Annotated in this window: 15 protein-coding genes; 13 read left to right on the forward strand and 2 right to left on the reverse strand. The window is 53.3% G+C overall.

The features are described from left to right. Nucleotides 1-25 precede the first annotated feature (25 nt). The 6 genes from ezrA to NST29_RS04240 all read left to right on the forward strand — a co-directional run bounded on the left by ezrA (nt 26) and on the right by NST29_RS04240 (nt 8409). Complete coding sequence (gene ezrA / locus NST29_RS04215; RefSeq protein ID WP_033021936.1) at nt 26-1729, forward strand: septation ring formation regulator EzrA; 1704 nt, start codon at nt 26-28, stop codon at nt 1727-1729. A gap of 509 nt (nt 1730-2238) precedes the next feature. Beyond that, nucleotides 2239-3402: a cysteine desulfurase family protein gene (locus NST29_RS04220; RefSeq protein ID WP_033021989.1), complete on the forward strand. Its 1164-nt coding sequence runs from the start codon at nt 2239-2241 to the stop codon at nt 3400-3402. Then, nucleotides 3392-4597 carry a tRNA uracil 4-sulfurtransferase ThiI gene (gene thiI / locus NST29_RS04225; RefSeq protein ID WP_033021988.1) on the forward strand — a complete coding sequence of 402 codons (1206 nt, stop codon included), beginning with the start codon at nt 3392-3394 and terminating at the stop codon, nt 4595-4597. Before NST29_RS04220 ends, thiI begins: the two co-directional genes overlap by 11 nt. 80 nt (nt 4598-4677) lie before the next feature. Continuing rightward, nucleotides 4678-4881, forward strand: coding sequence for an alpha/beta-type small acid-soluble spore protein (locus NST29_RS04230; protein ID WP_025949520.1), 204 nt, complete (start codon nt 4678-4680; stop codon nt 4879-4881). Nucleotides 4882-5038: 157 nt separating this feature from the next. Next, the gene (locus NST29_RS04235) at nt 5039-6607 is read left to right on the forward strand and encodes an IS1182 family transposase (RefSeq protein ID WP_033018017.1); all 1569 of its coding nucleotides are present in this window, start codon (nt 5039-5041) and stop codon (nt 6605-6607) included. A gap of 206 nt (nt 6608-6813) precedes the next feature. Beyond that, nucleotides 6814-8409 carry an acyl--CoA ligase gene (locus tag NST29_RS04240; RefSeq protein WP_339232754.1) on the forward strand — a complete coding sequence of 532 codons (1596 nt, stop codon included), beginning with the start codon at nt 6814-6816 and terminating at the stop codon, nt 8407-8409. Nucleotides 8410-8718: 309 nt separating this feature from the next. Here NST29_RS04240 and NST29_RS04245 read toward each other — a convergent pair whose 3' ends face one another. Continuing rightward, nucleotides 8719-9522 carry an NAD kinase gene (locus NST29_RS04245; RefSeq protein ID WP_033844349.1) on the reverse strand — a complete coding sequence of 268 codons (804 nt, stop codon included), beginning with the start codon at nt 9520-9522 and terminating at the stop codon, nt 8719-8721. Nucleotides 9523-9629: 107 nt separating this feature from the next. Here NST29_RS04245 and sppA point away from each other — a divergent pair, with 107 nt between their 5' ends. The 7 genes from sppA (at nt 9630) to NST29_RS04280 (ending at nt 15839) form a co-directional block, all read left to right on the forward strand. Further along, on the forward strand, nt 9630-10637 hold the full coding sequence (gene sppA, locus NST29_RS04250) for a signal peptide peptidase SppA (protein ID WP_033023438.1): 1008 nt from the start codon (nt 9630-9632) through the stop codon (nt 10635-10637). A gap of 14 nt (nt 10638-10651) precedes the next feature. Further along, nucleotides 10652-11122 (forward strand): RDD family protein, encoded by a 471-nt coding sequence (locus NST29_RS04255; RefSeq protein ID WP_033023439.1) that lies wholly within the window; start codon nt 10652-10654, stop codon nt 11120-11122. A gap of 110 nt (nt 11123-11232) precedes the next feature. Further along, the gene (locus NST29_RS04260) at nt 11233-11916 is read left to right on the forward strand and encodes a DUF2953 domain-containing protein (RefSeq protein ID WP_033844347.1); all 684 of its coding nucleotides are present in this window, start codon (nt 11233-11235) and stop codon (nt 11914-11916) included. 11 nt (nt 11917-11927) lie between these two features. Continuing rightward, the gene (gene ytfJ / locus NST29_RS04265) at nt 11928-12392 is read left to right on the forward strand and encodes a GerW family sporulation protein (protein WP_033023443.1); all 465 of its coding nucleotides are present in this window, start codon (nt 11928-11930) and stop codon (nt 12390-12392) included. A gap of 124 nt (nt 12393-12516) precedes the next feature. Continuing rightward, on the forward strand, nt 12517-13017 hold the full coding sequence (gene tpx, locus NST29_RS04270; protein ID WP_033844346.1) for a thiol peroxidase: 501 nt from the start codon (nt 12517-12519) through the stop codon (nt 13015-13017). A 161-nt stretch (nt 13018-13178) separates the two neighbouring features. Next, on the forward strand, nt 13179-14168 hold the full coding sequence (locus NST29_RS04275) for a class I SAM-dependent methyltransferase (protein WP_033844345.1): 990 nt from the start codon (nt 13179-13181) through the stop codon (nt 14166-14168). 480 nt (nt 14169-14648) lie between these two features. Further along, nucleotides 14649-15839, forward strand: coding sequence for an acetate kinase (locus tag NST29_RS04280; RefSeq protein WP_033023484.1), 1191 nt, complete (start codon nt 14649-14651; stop codon nt 15837-15839). A 131-nt stretch (nt 15840-15970) separates the two neighbouring features. Here the strand turns inward: NST29_RS04280 and NST29_RS04285 are convergent, their stop codons facing one another. Next, nucleotides 15971-16576, reverse strand: coding sequence for a TetR family transcriptional regulator (locus NST29_RS04285; RefSeq protein WP_033023486.1), 606 nt, complete (start codon nt 16574-16576; stop codon nt 15971-15973). Nucleotides 16577-16665 lie beyond the last annotated feature (89 nt).

Consider the following 16665-nt stretch of genomic DNA (forward strand, 5'->3'; position numbering starts at 1 on the left):
GTTGAATGCAAGGGGGCATCAACGGATGGAAATAGCCTGGATTGTTCTGCTCCTCAGCGTGGGGGCGATCATATATAACCAGTGGCAGCGGAAGCGAATGTACCGGGAAATCGACCGTCTGGAGGAATGGAAAATCAGCTTGATGAACCGGCCGGTGCCGGACGAGCTGGCGAAAGTCAAACAGCTGAACATGACCGGGGAGACGGAGCAGCTGTTTGAACGGTGGCGCCAGCAATGGGACGACATCGTGGCGGTCAAGCTGCCCGATGTGGAGGAAAAGCTGTTTGATGCGGAGCAGTTGTTGGATCGATACCGCTACCGGCGGGCCGCCCGGCTGCTCGAACAGATTGAGGACGATTTGCGCCGCCTCGAGAGGGAGGTGCACGGGATCATCCATGAAGTCAACGAACTGATTGGCAGCGAAGAGCAAAGCCGCGTGGAAATCGAAGAGCTGCGCGCGCTCCATCGCGAGGCGAAAAAAAACTTGCTCGCCTATCGTTATACGTTTGGGGCGGCGGCCGATCCGCTTGACGCCCGTTTGACGGAGGCGGAGCGGCAATTTCAGCGGTTTGCCGAGTTGACCGAAGCCGGCAACTATTTGGCGGCGCGCGATGTCGTTCTTGCCTTGAAGGAAGAGCTCAGCCGCCTTTCCGTCATGATGGAAGACGTCCCGGCGCTGCTTGGCGAATGTCAAACATCCCTTCCAGCTCAGCTGGCCGAGCTCGCTGACGGCTATCGCGAGATGGAGCAAAGCGGGTACATTCTTGACCATTTGCAGATGGAGCGCACGCTGCAAGAAAAGAGGGAGAAAATCGATCAATGCCTAGCGATGATCGGCGAATTGCGCGTCGAGGAAGCGAAGGAAGCGGTCAGCGAACTGAAGGAGGAGCTTGAGGCGCTGTACGACTCGTTAGAAAACGAAGTGCTCGCTCATCAATACGTCCAAACCGAGATGCCGCGCATCGGCGGCATGATTGCCGAGCTGGTCGCCGAAGCGAAAGAAACCGAGGCCGAAGCGCTGTTCGTCCAGCAAAGCTATCACTTGTCGCCAAGCGATCTTGACAAATACCGGAGCGTCGAAAAACAATTGCATCAGCTACAAAAGCGATTCCTTCTTCTTGAAGGGCGGGCCGCCGAGGCGAAAACGGCGTATTCGCTCCTGAAAGAAGAGCTCGATCAGCTTGTCGGGCAAATGAGCATGATGAAAGAAGAGCACGAGCAGTTCCGGACGATGCTGCAAACGCTGCGCAAAGATGAATTGGTCGCGCGCGAAAAGCTTGACGACATGAGAAAAAAACTGGCGGAGGCGCTCCGTCTCGTACAAAAAAGTCGGCTCCCCGGGTTGCCTGAGCCGTACTCGCTGGAATTGGCCGAAGCCAAACGGCGCTTGCAGACCGTCGCCGCCCGCCTCGATGAAAAGCCGTTGGATATGGCGGCTGTCGATCGGGCGATCGAAGAGGCGAAGACGGCGGTCGGGCAGCTGTATGAACGGACGATCGGGATGATTGAGCAGGCGACGCTCGCCGAGCGGACGATTCAATACGGCAATCGTTACCGCCGCCGCTATCCGTCCGTGCGAAAAAAATTGGAGGAAGCGGAATCGCTGTTCCGGCATTACGAGTACGAAGAAGCGCTGCGCCAAGCGGTGGCGGCTGTGGAGGACGTCGAACCGGGGGCGTTTGACCGGGTGCAGCGCCTCTGGCAGGAGGACAGCGGCCGCGAATCGTAAAGAAAAACCCGATAAATGTCGGTTTCGACCGATATTTATCGGGTTTTTGGCGAATAATGTAAATGGGCATTTCCGCCTTCTGGAAGGCTGTGGCAAAGGGCTTGATTCCGAACGGGGGCAAACGGCGGGGGAAACGGTTGATTCGGCCACAGAGGGCGCCGCACGAAGGGCAGGAGCGGTCAGCGGCGGGGGAAACGTGCCATCATCCCGAACCGATCTTTGGCTGCGCGAACGACAAAATGACGCGATCGTGGAACGTCGTCTTCTCATCTCGAGCTTGCCGGAATGTTCGTTCCGACCATATGTTCCGCTTGCGCCTGCCTGCTTTTGAGGTCCCCCGGGGCGCTGGCGCATCCGGGCGGCGACCATGTGTTCCGCTTGCGCCCGTCCGATTTTGAGCTTGACAGGAAAACGCTCGCCCCGGCGGCGTATGGATGTTTTTCGTTGCCGTTTTCGCCCTGCTTTTATATGATGATAGATGGATCGATGACGAGCGGAGGATGGACATGATGATTTATCTGGATAACAGCGCGACGACCAAGCCGTTTCCGGAAGTGGTCGATGCGTTCGCTACGGTCGCCTCTCACTATTTCGCCAATCCGTCTTCGCTTCACGGGCTGGGCATGAAGGCAGAACGGCTGCTTAGGCAGGCGCGTGAACAGATCGCCGCCATGCTTGATGTCAAACCGAGCGAAATCGTGTTTACGTCCGGCGGAACGGAGGCGAACAACTTCGCCATTAAAGGGGTGGCGTGGCAATACCGGCGGCGTGGCCGGCATATCATTACGACCGAAATCGAGCATCCGTCCGTTGCCGAGCCGTGCCGGCAGCTTGAGGAGCTCGGGTTTGAAGTGACCTACTTGCCGGTCGGACCTGATGGACGAGTGTCAGCCGAACAGGTCGCGCGCGCCCTGCGCGATGACACGATCCTCGTGTCGGTCATGCACGTCAACAACGAAGTCGGCGCGGTGCAGCCGATTGAGGAAATTGGAGCCGTGCTCGCTCGCCACCCGAAAACGCTGTTTCATGTCGATCGGGTGCAAGGCATCGGCAAAGTTCCTCTTGATGTGAAACGGTGCGGCATCGATTTGTTTACAGTCTCAGCCCATAAGTTTCATGGGTTGCGCGGCGCCGGCCTTCTTTACGTCCGCGACGGCGTCCGCCTGACGCCGCTGATCGCCGGCGGCGGGCAAGAGCGGCAGCTTCGGTCCGGGACGGAAAACGTCGCCGCCATCGTGGCGATGGCGAAGGCGCTCCGTCTGGCCTTGGAACGGTATGAACGAGACATCGGCCGGCTGCGGGAGTTAAAAGCCGAATGGCTGCAGGCGCTCGCCGCGATTCCAAGCCTTTCGATCAACACGGCGGAGCGCGGTTCGGCGCCCCATATTATCAACTTTTCGCTGCCAAGCGGCATCAAGCCGGAAGTGTTCGTTCATGAGCTCGAAAAAAGCGAGATTTACGTTTCCACAACATCCGCCTGCTCCTCGAAAAGACGGGCGCCGAGCAAAACGCTGCTGGCGATGGGCGTTGGCGAAGGCCGGGCGGAGCGCGGCATCCGCATCAGTTTGTCTTTTGACAACAGACGTGAAGAGATCAAACCGGCTGTCGCGGCGATTCAACAGGCGATCAAAACGTTAAGCGAGGTAACGGGATCACATGGAGATGAAGTATGACCGCATTTTAATCCGTTATGGGGAAATGACGACAAAAGGAAAAAACCGCAACCTTTTCGTGCGGCGGCTTAGACAAAATATCGCCCGCAAGCTGCGGGCGTTTCCGCGCATCGACATTGAATACATGCACGATCGAATGTACATCTTATTAAACGGTGAGCCGCACGAACCGATCATCGCCAAGCTGAAAACGGTGTTTGGCATCCATTCATTCAGCTTAGCCATGAAGTGCGAAAACGAGCTTGAAGCCGTGAAAGAAACGGCGCTCGCCGCCATCCGGCAGCTTCCGTATCGAGGGAAAACGTTTAAAGTAAGCGCCCGCCGCGTCAACAAACAGTTTCCCTATCGGAGCGAAGAGCTCAACCATGAGGTGGGCGCCCATATTTTGCGGCAGACGGACGGGCTGACGGTCAACGTGCGCGAACCGGATATCGATGTGCGCATCGAAGTGCGCCAGGACGGCACGTATGTGACCTGTCATGACATTTTCGGGGCTGGCGGCCTGCCAGTCGGAACGAGCGGCAAGGCGATGCTCATGCTCTCGGGCGGTATTGACAGCCCGGTCGCTGGCTATTTGGCGATGAAGCGGGGGCTGGAGATCGAAGCTGTTCACTTTTTCAGCCCCCCGTTTACAAGCGAGCGGGCCAAGCAAAAAGTCATCGACTTAGTGAAGCAGCTGACCGTTTACGGCGGAAGAATCAAACTTCACATCGTTCCGTTCACCGAAGTGCAACAAGCCATCTATCAAGGAATGCCAAATGAATATTCACTGATCTCCACCCGAAGGGCGATGCTGAAGATTACAGACGCGCTCCGCCGCCGCCATCGGGCGTTGGCGATCGTCACGGGCGAAAGCCTTGGCCAAGTCGCCAGCCAGACGCTGGAAAGCATGTATGTCATTAACGACGTCACGAATACGCCGGTGCTGCGGCCGCTCGTTTCAATGGATAAAATGGAAATCATTGAAATGGCTAAGCAAATCGGCACACATGACATCTCGATTCTTCCTTATGAGGACTGCTGTACCATTTTTACGCCACGGGCGCCAAAAACAAAGCCGAAGAAAAAGAAAGTGCTTCATTACGAGAGCCAGCTCGATCTTGCGCCGCTGCTCGAAAAAGCGGTCAACGACACGGAAACGATCGTCCTCGACGAACAGGACGGGCAAGTTGACGAGTTTGCCGACCTCTTTTGAATCTCAAAATTTACCAAAACCAACGTTGCATACATCCATCTGTTTTCACACACTCTATAGGTGCAAGGAGGTGAAAACAGATGGCACGCAACAACACGAATCAATTGCTTGTTCCAGGCGCGCAGCAAGCGCTTGAGCAAATGAAATATGAAATCGCCCAAGAATTTGGCGTCAACTTAGGCGCTGACACGACATCGCGCGCGAACGGTTCGGTCGGTGGCGAGATTACGAAACGTCTCGTCGCGATGGCGCAACAACAATTGGGCGGTGCACGCCAATTCTAATTTCATCACCATGGCTTGGGGAGGGTGTCCCAAAAGTGTTCGCATAGCGTTCGCTTTTCGGACACCCTCCTTTTTTTCGCAAAAAAAAATAAGAAAACCGTTCCTCTTTTGGTATAATAAAGTCACCATAACCCTACCAAGAAAGGACGGTTTTCTTATGTACATTTATTATAACCGAGATCAACTCATTTTGCCAATGGATCTTGAAATTTTCATTCCGGAACATCATCTTTGCCGGATCGTGGATCTGGCAGTGGAAAAAATGGATCCGGCTCTGCTCGTTTCCCTCTATCCTGGTGGAGGCCGCCCAGCCTATCATCCGAAAATGATGTTGAAAGTCATCCTGTATGCCTACGCCAATCGGATCTACTCCTCTCGCCAAATCGCCAAGCAGTTGAAAGAAAACATTTACTTTATGTGGCTCTCCGGCCATCAAACACCGGATTTCCGCACGATCAACCGATTTCGCTCGGAACGGATGAAGGACGTCATTTACGAAACGTTTTTCTCCATTGTTGATCTTCTGCGTCAAGAAGGGCTCGTCAAACTAGAGGATTACTTTCTGGATGGAACGAAAATCGAGGCCAATGCCAACAAATACACGTTCGTTTGGCGCAAATCAACGGAAAAGTACGATCAGAAGCTGGAGGAGAAATTCCGGCAAATCGTTGCCTCGATCGAACAGGTGGCGAAAGAAGATGAAGAGGCGGAACAAGAAGGGGATTTTCAAGAAAAACTGGAAGCTTCACCGATTACGTCCGAAAAGATCGAAGCCGTCATCGAACAAGTGGAAGAACGCCTAAAGAAAGAGCCGAAGAATCGCACGTTAAAGAAAGCAAAACGGCAATTGGAGCAAGATCTTCTCCCCCGTAAGAAGAAGTATGAAGAATACAAAGAAGTGTTGGGCGAACGGAACAGCTTTTCGAAAACGGATCCGGATGCGACATTCATGCGAATGAAAGACGACCATATGAAAAACGGCCAGCTCAAACCGGGATATAATGTGCAGATTGGGACAGAGAACCAATTCATCACTGGATTTAGCGTGCATCAACGGGCGGGGGATGCCGGATGTTTCATTCCGCATTTGGAGCAATTGGCCGCCTATGGACGCCCAATGCCCAAACGGGCCATTGCGGATTCCGCCTATGGGAGTGAGGAGAACTACACGTACTGCGAGAAAAAGAAGATCGTCGCCCTGATCAAGTACAACACGCTGGACCGGGAACAAACGAAAGCGTGGGCGAAAGAGACCGGCCGAATCGAGAACATGACGTATGATGAGGAGCTGGATGAGTGGATTTGCGCCAAAGGGGAACGGTTGGTGTTTGTGTATGAACGGAAGGAAACGACCGACAATGGGTACGTTACCGTCAAACGGACGTATCGTTGTACGGCATGTGCCGGATGCCCGTTTCAAACGGCATGCGCCAAAGGCAAAGACACGAAAACCATCCGCGTTTCTTTGAAGAATCAACAACAACGGCAGGAGATTCGGGAACGGCTGTCCACGGAAGAAGGGGCGGCGACATATCGAAGACGGCAAATCGAAAACGAGCCGGTGTTTGGGCAAATCAAGCATAACCAGCAATTCCAGCGCTTTTTGTTAAGGGGGCTCCCAAAAATTACCGTGGAATGGGGGCTTATTTGTGCTGCCCACAATTTGAGAAAGTGGGCGGCCACTGTCCACCCAATAAAAAGAAAAAGGGAGAACATACGGGGATAAGAAGAAGCAGATCCTTTGAGAAAGTAAAAAATAGACAAATAATGTAAAAACAAAAGCAGGAGGCTGTCCTCAAAAGGTCGTTTTACCGACCTTTTGGGACAGCCTCTTTCTTTTGTCAAAAAAAATAATTCAAAATAGACTGATTATTTTGTATAATAGAAATTGTCATCCATATAAATGAAACCGGAGAAAGGGGAAAGGGACGAATGAAGAGGGAAGAATTGGTCGCCCCCGAGCGCTACAACTTGACGTCAGAAGTCGAGCGGCACGCGGCTTTTCATCCAACCCGCATCGCGCTAAAATGGGAGAGCGAACAAGGCGAGACAAAAGAGATTACATACGGCCGCCTGATGGCGCGCGCCAACCAAATTGGAAACGTTTTCTTATCGCGTGGACTGCAAAAAGGAGACAAAGTGCTCATCATGGTGCCCCGTCTCATTGAAGCCTATGAAGTGTACTTAGGGGCGCTGAAAGCGGGACTTGTCGTCATCCCGAGCTCGGAGATGCTGCGGACGAAAGATCTGGAATACCGACTCACCCATAGCGAGGCCAAAGCGGTCGTCGCCTACGCACCGTATCTTGACGAGTTTGCGCCGATCGCAGGCATTGACCGACTCACCAAGTTCGTCATCGGAAACGAGGGTCAAGACGGGTGGATCTCACTGGAAACCGCCATGGCGAACGAGAGCGAGACGCTTGAGGCGGCGGACACCGCGCGCGATGACATGGCGTTTTTGTCCTACACCTCTGGCACGACCGGCAATCCGAAAGGGGTTGTCCATTGCCATGGCTGGGCGTACGCTCACTTGCGGACAGCGGCCAAAAATTGGCTCTGCATTGAGGAAGGCGACCTTGTTTGGGCGACGGCCGGGCCGGGGTGGCAAAAATGGATTTGGAGCCCGTTTTTATCGGTGCTCGGCTCGGGGGCGACCGGGTTCGTCTATTACGGCCGTTTTGAGCCGGAAAAATATTTGCAGCTACTAGAAAAATACAACATCAATGTGCTGTGCTGCACGCCGACCGAGTACCGCCTCATGGCGAAAGTGCCGGATATCGGCCGCTACCGTTTGCCGCATCTGCACAGCGCCGTATCGGCCGGCGAGCCGCTCAATCGCGAAGTGATCGACACGTTCGCCAAGCATTTTGGCGTCCACGTGCGCGACGGCTATGGGCAGACGGAAAACACGCTGCTTGTCGGCGTCATGAAAGGGATGGACATCAAACCGGGGTCAATGGGGAAACCAACGCCGGGCAATCTTGTCGAGATCATTGACGAAAACGGCGAACCGTGCCCTGTGGGCGTCGTCGGGGATATCGCCGTCCATGTCGACACGCCGGCGCTGTTTAAGTATTACTACAAAGACCCGGAGCGGACGGCGATGCAGTTCCGCGGCGACTATTACATCACCGGCGACAAAGCGCGCAAAGACGAGGATGGCTACTTCTGGTTTGAAGGCCGCGGCGATGACATCATCGTCAGCTCCGGCTATACGATCGGCCCGTTTGAGGTTGAAGACGCGCTCGTCAAGCATCCGGCGGTGAAAGAATGCGCCGTCGTCGCCAGCCCGGATGAAGTGCGCGGTCATGTCGTCAAAGCGTTCGTCGTTCTCCGGGATGGGGTTGACAAAAACGATCCATCGCTCATTCCGGCATTGCAGGAGCATGTCAAACAATTGACCGCTCCGTACAAATACCCGCGCAAAATCGAGTTCGTCGATGACTTGCCGAAAACGGCGTCCGGGAAAATTCGCCGCGTTGAGCTGCGCGAGCGGGAAGCGCGCTTGGCCGGCCGGTCGTCGTAAGCGCGGGATATGGAAACGCGAGGGCAATGAAAGGCCGCAAAACAGCCCGCCTCCTTAACGTGAACCAGCCTGAAGGCCACCCGTTTCGGGAGGGGGCGAGCCGTTCATAAAACGAAAGAGGGTGTCCCGAAAGGATCGGGATCCCCTCGTTCGTTGCTCTATATACGTGCTGACTGCTTCTGCCGCACGATCGGTTGTGCCGATCTTGAAGGCAGACAGCCTTTTGGGTCAGCCCCTCTTCCATCCATACGCACCAAATATTCGCGCACACCTTGTCGTCTCGCGAAGAACGGCGACCTTGCGCGCCGTTTATAAAAAGACGCGTTTCACCTTATCCCAGAACGAATTGTCTTTCAGCCGCACCGTTTTGACGACGCGATCGCTCAGGCGGATGTCGATTCGTTCGATATGCTGGATGCTAAGCGCCTCGTTGTCGAGGCCGATGATCGGAAAATGGCTTGCTTCTTCCGACATTTTTAGCGTCAGCTTCCGCGCTCCGCTTAAAATGAACGGTGAGCCGAGCGTTCGGTAGCGGTTGTTGTTAAGGGAAGCGAGCTCGCTCACTTGGAAGCACGGCAAAAGTGGATCAACGACCGCCCCGTGCACCGATTTATTGTAGCCGGTGCTGCCGGTCGGCGTAGAGACGATCAAGCCGTCGCCGCGGAACGTTTCAAAATGAAGGTCGTCAATAAAGACATCGACCGCCATCGTTTTTATGATTTGCGAGCGAATCGAGCATTCGTTTAAACAAAAGAACGAGGTCGTGCCATCGATCGTCACTTCAATGATCGGATAGCGCCGCACTTCAAGTCGCCAATTTTTGGCCGCTTCCACCATATGATCGATATCGTTGATATGGAAATCGCAGTAAAATCCGCGCGTCGGCAGCACGGACACACCGACATACAGACTGTCGGGACGGAACCCGGTTTGTCGAACCGCTTGTAAAAATGCCCCATCATCGCCGATGCTGACGATAATATTCGCCTCGCGAAAGTCATCGACCACGACGAACGGCCCGCGTTTCGTTCTTTCGATGAGCGGTTTTACTCGTTCAACAAGACCGTCATCATAATTGTAAAAAAAGTAGAGGTGATTGCGTTCTTTGTTCATTTTTTGACCTCCTACTAGCATTCTTGTATAATCCAATGTACAATATCTATCGTACCATATTTTCCATCAGTTCTAAAAACAGGAGAACTACGACGGGAGGAAGACGAATGAATCGGAAACGATGGGTGGCATTGGCCATCGCTGCAGTTCTGTTCATCATTTCAGTGTTGGTGCAAGCGGTCAGTGCGTTGTTATCCGACAAGGCAGGTGGATGGTCTGAAAAATGGATGGCGCTCATGGATTCGCCATTCAGTGAGGAAGTCATTGCTGATGGCAATCCAACCAAAAAAATTGCCGTACTAGAAGTTGATGGTGTCATCCAAGACAGCGGTGAAGGAGGGACGGTGCTGTCGTCATCTTCCTACAATCATCAGGCATTTTTACAGATGATCCAGCAAGCACAGGAAGACCATGATGTCAAGGCAATCATTCTACATATCAATTCGCCGGGGGGCGGCGTCATGGAAAGTGCCGAAATTCATGATCAGCTCTTGAAGCTGAAAAAGAAAACGAACAAGCCGATTTACGTGTCGATGGGGGCGATGGCCGCTTCCGGCGGCTACTACATCGCGACCGCCGGGGATAAAATTTTCGCCAGTCCAGAGACGATCACTGGTTCGATTGGTGTCATCATGCAAAGCGTTAATTATGAAAAGCTGGCGAAAAAGTACGGGGTAGAATGGGTGACGATCAAAAGCGGGCCATATAAAGATATTATGAATCCTGCTCGCCCTATGACAGAAGCGGAGCGTACCTTGCTGCAACGACTCATCAACAACTCCTATGAACAGTTTGTCAATGTGGTTGCCAGTGGGCGAAAGATGCCAAAAGATGTGGTCCGCAGACTGGCCGACGGTCGCATTTATGACGGTCGCCAAGCGAAATCGCTTCGTTTGATTGATGAGTTTGGCTATCTCGATGATGTGATCGAGGCGCTAAAGAAAGAACACCATCTCAAAGGAGCGCAAGTGGTCAAATATGTGTCCGATAAGCCGTGGAGCTCACTGTTGCGTGCTGCCACCACCCAGCTAAAGCCAACCGACGAGACGGTGTTGTTCATTCGCCAGTTGGCGCATCCGTCATCGCCGCGTCTGATGTATTTGTATGCTGAGTAAAGGAGGAACCCATCATGACAGAGAGAGAAGCAGCGGCGTTGCTAGGAGAAGTTGTTCCGCCGACGGTGTGCTCTGTATATTACGGTGGATTTTGGCTCCGTTTCTGGGCTTATTGTCTGGATATCATCGTAGTCGCAAGCATCAATCGCCTGATTGTATGGCCTTTGTTCCGTCTGTTTGACTGGCCGCTTGAGCAGGATGGGATGTTTGCACCGGCCACGATCGCCGCAGCGATCGTGTTTTATGCGTACTTTGTGCTCATGACGAAAGCGTTCGGCCAAACGCTTGGCAAAATGGTGTTCGGCTTAAAAGTGGTTGACGAACGGGGCGGGCGGCTCACATGGCTGACGGTGCTGTTCCGCGAAGTCGTCGGCAAGTTTATTTCCAAAACGCTGTTGTTTGTCGGTTTTCTGTTCGTGGCGTTTTCCGAAAAGAAAAAAGGTATGCACGATCAATTCGCCGATACGATCGTCATCCGCGAGTAGTCCCCGGCAAAGGGCGCCGGTCACTTCACCATCATCATCGACCTGCCGAAACGGCAGGTTTATTTTTTTGCCATATGGTGACAATGTATGGAGAAAGGAAGTGCGGACCGTTGAAAACAGGAATGGTAGTGATCATCATCGTTAGTTTTTTTCTGTTGCTGCTCGCCTCGATGAAAGTGTCGGTGGCCATCGCCTTCCGCCACGTACGGAATGATGAAGAATGCAAAATCGTAGTCCGTACGCTGTTTGGCCTTTTCCGTTATACGATCCGCATTCCGCTCCTCAAACCGGAATGGGACGGAAAAACGCCGCAGATGACGTTTGTCCAAAAGCAAGGTGTCGGCGGAACGAGGGACAAGGAGGAAAAAAAGGGAAAGTTGACCCCGGCGAAAGTGGCCCGCTTCATCCGGCAAGTAAAACGGTTTTTGCGGCAAGTTGTCGATTTGCACGAAATTATGAAACAATTTTATCGCTATGTAACGGTGACGCAATGGGAGTGGAAAACGAGAATCGGCACGGGCGATGCGGCGTCAACCGGCTTGCTTGTGGGGCTTGGCTGGTCATTGAAATACATGATCATCGGCGCGGTGAGCCGCTATATGAACATGAAAACCGTCCCGGTTGTTGCCGTTGTGCCGGCGTATGACCAAGCCGTGTCAGAAACGGCGTTTGCATGTATGATTCATTTTCGAATCGGGCATGCTATGGTAGCAGGATGGCGAGTGATTAAGCATTGGCGCGGGCGGCGGCCGGCAAAATGGTCGACCGCACGGCAGGTAAACGAAGGCTACTAGGAGGAATGAACATGACGAACCATCCGATTCAAGGGTTGATGACGACGGCGATGGAAAATTTAAAACAAATGATCGACGTCAACACGATTATCGGCGACCCGGTCGAAACGCCGGACGGCAGCGTGATTTTGACCGTGTCGAAAGTCGGGTTTGGCTTTGCCGCCGGCGGCAGCGAGTTTATGGTTGACGGCCAACAACATGGCCAGCAAGGAACACAAGCGGGCGGAAACGGACAGGCACAAGGGAACGGACATCCGTTTGGCGGCGGCAGCGGCGGCGGCGTGTCGATTACGCCGATTGCGTTTCTCGTCGTCAACTCGTCCGGGGTGAAGCTGCTTCATCTGGACGAAAGCACGCACTTATATGAAAAAATTCTCGATGTCGCTCCGCAGGCGCTTGAAAAAATTCAGGCGATGCTGAAGAAAAACAAGAAAGATGGCGGCGCCCGCGAACAGACGAACGACTTTGACATTTAGCCGGACCGCTGGCGTCCGGCGTTTTTTTTGTTTGGCAACCGTATCGGACAAAATCGTTGAAAAATTCCGTGTTGCGCTTTAGTATGGAAGTAGTACATATTTTTTCTAAAGGGGGAGAGAACCCATGGCTCAGGTGACGTTTAAAGGGCAGCCGGTGACGCTTGTCGGCAACGAAGTGAAAGTCGGCGACAAAGCGCCGGATTTCACCGTGCTTGATCAAAACTTGCAGGAAGTGACGCTCGCCGACACGAAAGGGCATATCCGGCTGATCAGCGTCGTTCCGTCGCTCGATACCGGGGTTTGCGACGCGCAGACGCGCCGATTCAATGAGGAAGCGGCGAAGCTGGACAATGTGAAAGTGTTGACGATCAGCGTCGATTTGCCGTTTGCGCAAAAGCGGTGGTGCGGCGCCGCCGGCATTGAGAACGTGCAAGTGTTGTCCGACCATCGCGATGTCTCGTTCGGACAGGCCTACGGCGTCTTGATCAAGGAGCTGCGCCTGCTTGCCCGCGCCGTGTTTGTCATCGACAGCAACGACACGGTGACGTATGTCGAATACGTGCCGGAAGTGACGAACCATCCGAACTACGAAGCGGCGATTGAAGCGGCAAAAGCGGCGAAATAACGATGAGCGGCGGACATCCGCCCCCATAGGATGCCCGACCATAGGGGCCCCGACTCGTTCGGGGCCTTTTCACGTTTTCGATTGGCCCCTTTCTTGCGGTGTGAGGCGGACGGGCGTACAATATACAGAAGGGACGTTGGTAGAAAGGTGGGGACGGATAGATGATGACGCCAGTTGAACGGTTGTTCACGGTCGTTGACGAGACGGCCCGGATTTTGCAAGAAGAATTGCAATGCACGTATTTGGAAGCTGTTGCCGAGACGGGAGAAAATTTGTTTCATGGCGACGTGTTGCAAGACGAAGTGAGCGAGCTGAACGCGAAACGGTTGAAAAAGCAGTATCGCGAACTGCTGCTGGAACGGTTTCAAAACGAAGACATCCGCAAAGCGTTCCAGCTCGCGGTGCTAAAAGGGATGCGAACGCATGTCCAGCCGCATCATCAAATGACCCCGGATGCGGTCAGCTTGTTTTTGGCCTATTTAGTCCGCGAGTTTACGCGCTCGCATTTGGCGGTGACGATTCTCGACCCAGCCGTCGGCACGGCGAATTTATTGACGGCGGTGTTAAACGGCCTGCGGGGCAAACAGGCGGCCAGCTACGGCAGCGATGTCGACGACCTGCTCATCAAATTGGCCTATGTCAACGCCAACTTGCAAAAGCATGCGGTGCAACTGTTTAACCAAGACAGTCTCAGGCCGCTGTTTGTCGAGCCGGTCGATGTTGTCGTCTGCGATCTGCCGGTCGGCTATTACCCGGATGACGACAATGCCGCCCGCTTCGCCTTAAAAGCAACCGAAGGAAAGTCGTACGCCCACCATTTGTTCATCGAGCAAAGCTTGCGCTATACGAAAGAGGGGGGCTACTTGTTTTTCCTCATCCCGAATACGTTGTTTTCAAGCCCGCAGGCGGGGCAGCTGAACGAATTTTTAAAAGAGGCAGCCATCGTTCAAGGCGTCTTGCAGCTGCCGCTGTCGATGTTTAAAAACGATCAGGCGGCCAAAAGCGTGTTGATTTTGCAAAAGAAAGGGCCAAACGTCAAAAAGCCCAAACACGTGCTGCTTGTTGATTTGCCTAGATTTTCCAATAAATCAGCGATGCAGGCGATGATGGCCAAAATCGACGCCTGGATCACTGCGGAAAAAGGACAGTGACAAGAGGGTGTCCCCAATGGCGATGGGACACCTTTTTTGATCACCGGCCCGCCAAGCCTCTCCGCCAAACGGGAAGTTGCCTCTTCCTCCCTCTTGCGCTCACGCCTAGGAGACCGGTGATTTAAGCGGGCAAGCCGCTTATCAAGCCCGTTTTTCAAATAGAAAAGCCTCATCGCATCAGGATCACCTTTCAAACGATCCCCCCATTGCTCAAAAGAAACAACCGTTTTTCACCAGCCTTCTAGAGGAGGGGCTTCTCGATGATCAAGGCTTGCTCTTGCCCCTCCCTTTGTAATCAGCATCGTTTTCATTTTTCGCAACATAAAAACTTTTTCTTGCAACCGGTTGCGAACCAAAACTGCGCTTGAAACGGGGAAACGGGGTGCATACAATGAAAAAGGCATAGTGAAACGGACGCGCATCGCGCACACTAATGGCAAGCGCGAGCGGATTTTTGTCAAAAAGGAGCGGGATACGTCTATGGCGAAAGTGCTAGCCATTAATGCAGGAAGTTCCTCGTTGAAGTTTCAGCTGTTTGAGATGCCGGCGGAAACGGTGCTGACCAAAGGGGTGGTCGAACGGATCGGTTTTGACGACGCGATTTTTACCATCGTCGTAAACGGCGAAAAGCATCAAGAAGTGACGGCGATTCCGGACCATGCCGCGGCGGTGAAAATGCTGCTGGATAAACTCATTCGCTACGGCATCATCCGTTCGTTTGCCGAGATCGATGGCATCGGGCACCGCGTCGTCCACGGCGGCGAAAAGTTCAGCGATTCGGTGCTGATTACCGATGAAGTGATCCGGCAAATCGAAGAGGTGTCCGAGCTCGCTCCCCTTCATAATCCGGCCAACCTCGTCGGCATTCGGGCGTTTCAGGAAGTGCTGCCGGACGTGCCGGCGGTGGCGGTATTTGATACGGCGTTTCACCAAACGATGCCGGAACAATCGTTTTTATACAGCTTGCCGTACGAGTATTACACGAAATATGGGATTCGCAAATACGGATTCCACGGCACGTCGCACAAATACGTCACCCAGCGAGCGGCGGAGCTTCTCGGCCGACCGATCGAACAGCTGCGCCTCATCTCGTGCCATTTAGGCAACGGAGCGAGCATCGCGGCGGTGGAGGGCGGCAAGTCGATCGACACGTCCATGGGCTTCACCCCATTAGCCGGCGTGGCGATGGGGACGCGCTCCGGCAACATCGACCCGGCGCTCATCCCGTACATTATGGAAAAAACGGGAATGACCGCCGATGAAGTGATTGACGTGCTGAACAAAAAGAGCGGCATGCTCGGTATATCCGGCATCTCGAGCGATTTGCGCGACTTGGAAAAAGCGGCCGCCGAAGGCAATGCGCGCGCGGAACTCGCGCTTGAAGTGTTTGCGAACCGGATTCATAAATACATCGGCTCGTATGCGGCGCGCATGTGCGGGGTCGATGCCATCATCTTCACCGCCGGCATCGGCGAAAACAGCGACGTCGTGCGGGCGAAAGTCTTGCGCGGCCTCGAGTTCATGGGAGTGTACTGGGATCCGATCCTCAACAAAGTGCGCGGCAAGGAAGCGTTCATCAGCTATCCGCACTCGCCGGTCAAAGTGCTCGTCATTCCGACGAACGAAGAGGTGATGATCGCCCGCGATGTGATGCGGCTGGCGCATTTGTAAACAAAGTGCCAAGGAGTTTCATAAATCAACAAACAAAAGGCTGTTCACAAAAGATCGTATTTTGACCTTTTGGAACAGCCTTTTCATTATTGAGCAAGCCGAACAGAAAACATGTGAAAAAGGAACAGCCGCTAGGTTGGCAAAGCAAATCCTTTTTCTAAATATCCCAATGCTTCGTCGATTACCTTCATATAGTCCGTTTCATGATGCTGGACACAATAAAATTGCATTGATAATACTGCTCCCATTAATGCTCCAGTAAGAGTGAGCACAAAAATGTCATCATGCTTGCGGCTCATACGTTCGGCTAACAGTCGAGAAATCATTTCCGCGGTTGCGGTGACTTGATGAAATGCCGCTGCCCGCAGTTCCCGCACTGTCAAAGCAAGTTCGATGCGCTCGCGAATGGCAGAACGCTCAGCTTCAGACAGACTGTTAAACACTTCTTTCAGCGCCAGACGAAACGCTTGAATCGGATGAAGGTGATGTGGTTGTTTCCGGAATGCATCTATGATCAGCGGATCATAATCGTCATCTAACACAACCGATTCTTTTGTTGGAAAATAACGAAAAAAGGTGCTGGGCGAGATTTCGGCCGCATTCGCGATTTGCTCGACTGTTGTTGCATGGTAGCCTTGCTCGCGAAAGAGGCGCAAGGCGCTTTGTTGAATGAGTGCTCTAGTCTTCGCTTTTTTTCGCTCTCTTAGCCCTGATTGAGATTGCTCCTGTGAAGACATCATTTCACCTCCGCCCCATAGATTGTCTGAGGAAAATAAGAGATATTGTCTTTATCTATAGTGTACAGCTTTTTCATCAGGGGCACAAA

The organism is Geobacillus sp. FSL W8-0026 (assembly GCF_037966255.1).
In the GTDB taxonomy this organism is placed as follows: domain Bacteria; phylum Bacillota; class Bacilli; order Bacillales; family Anoxybacillaceae; genus Geobacillus; species Geobacillus icigianus.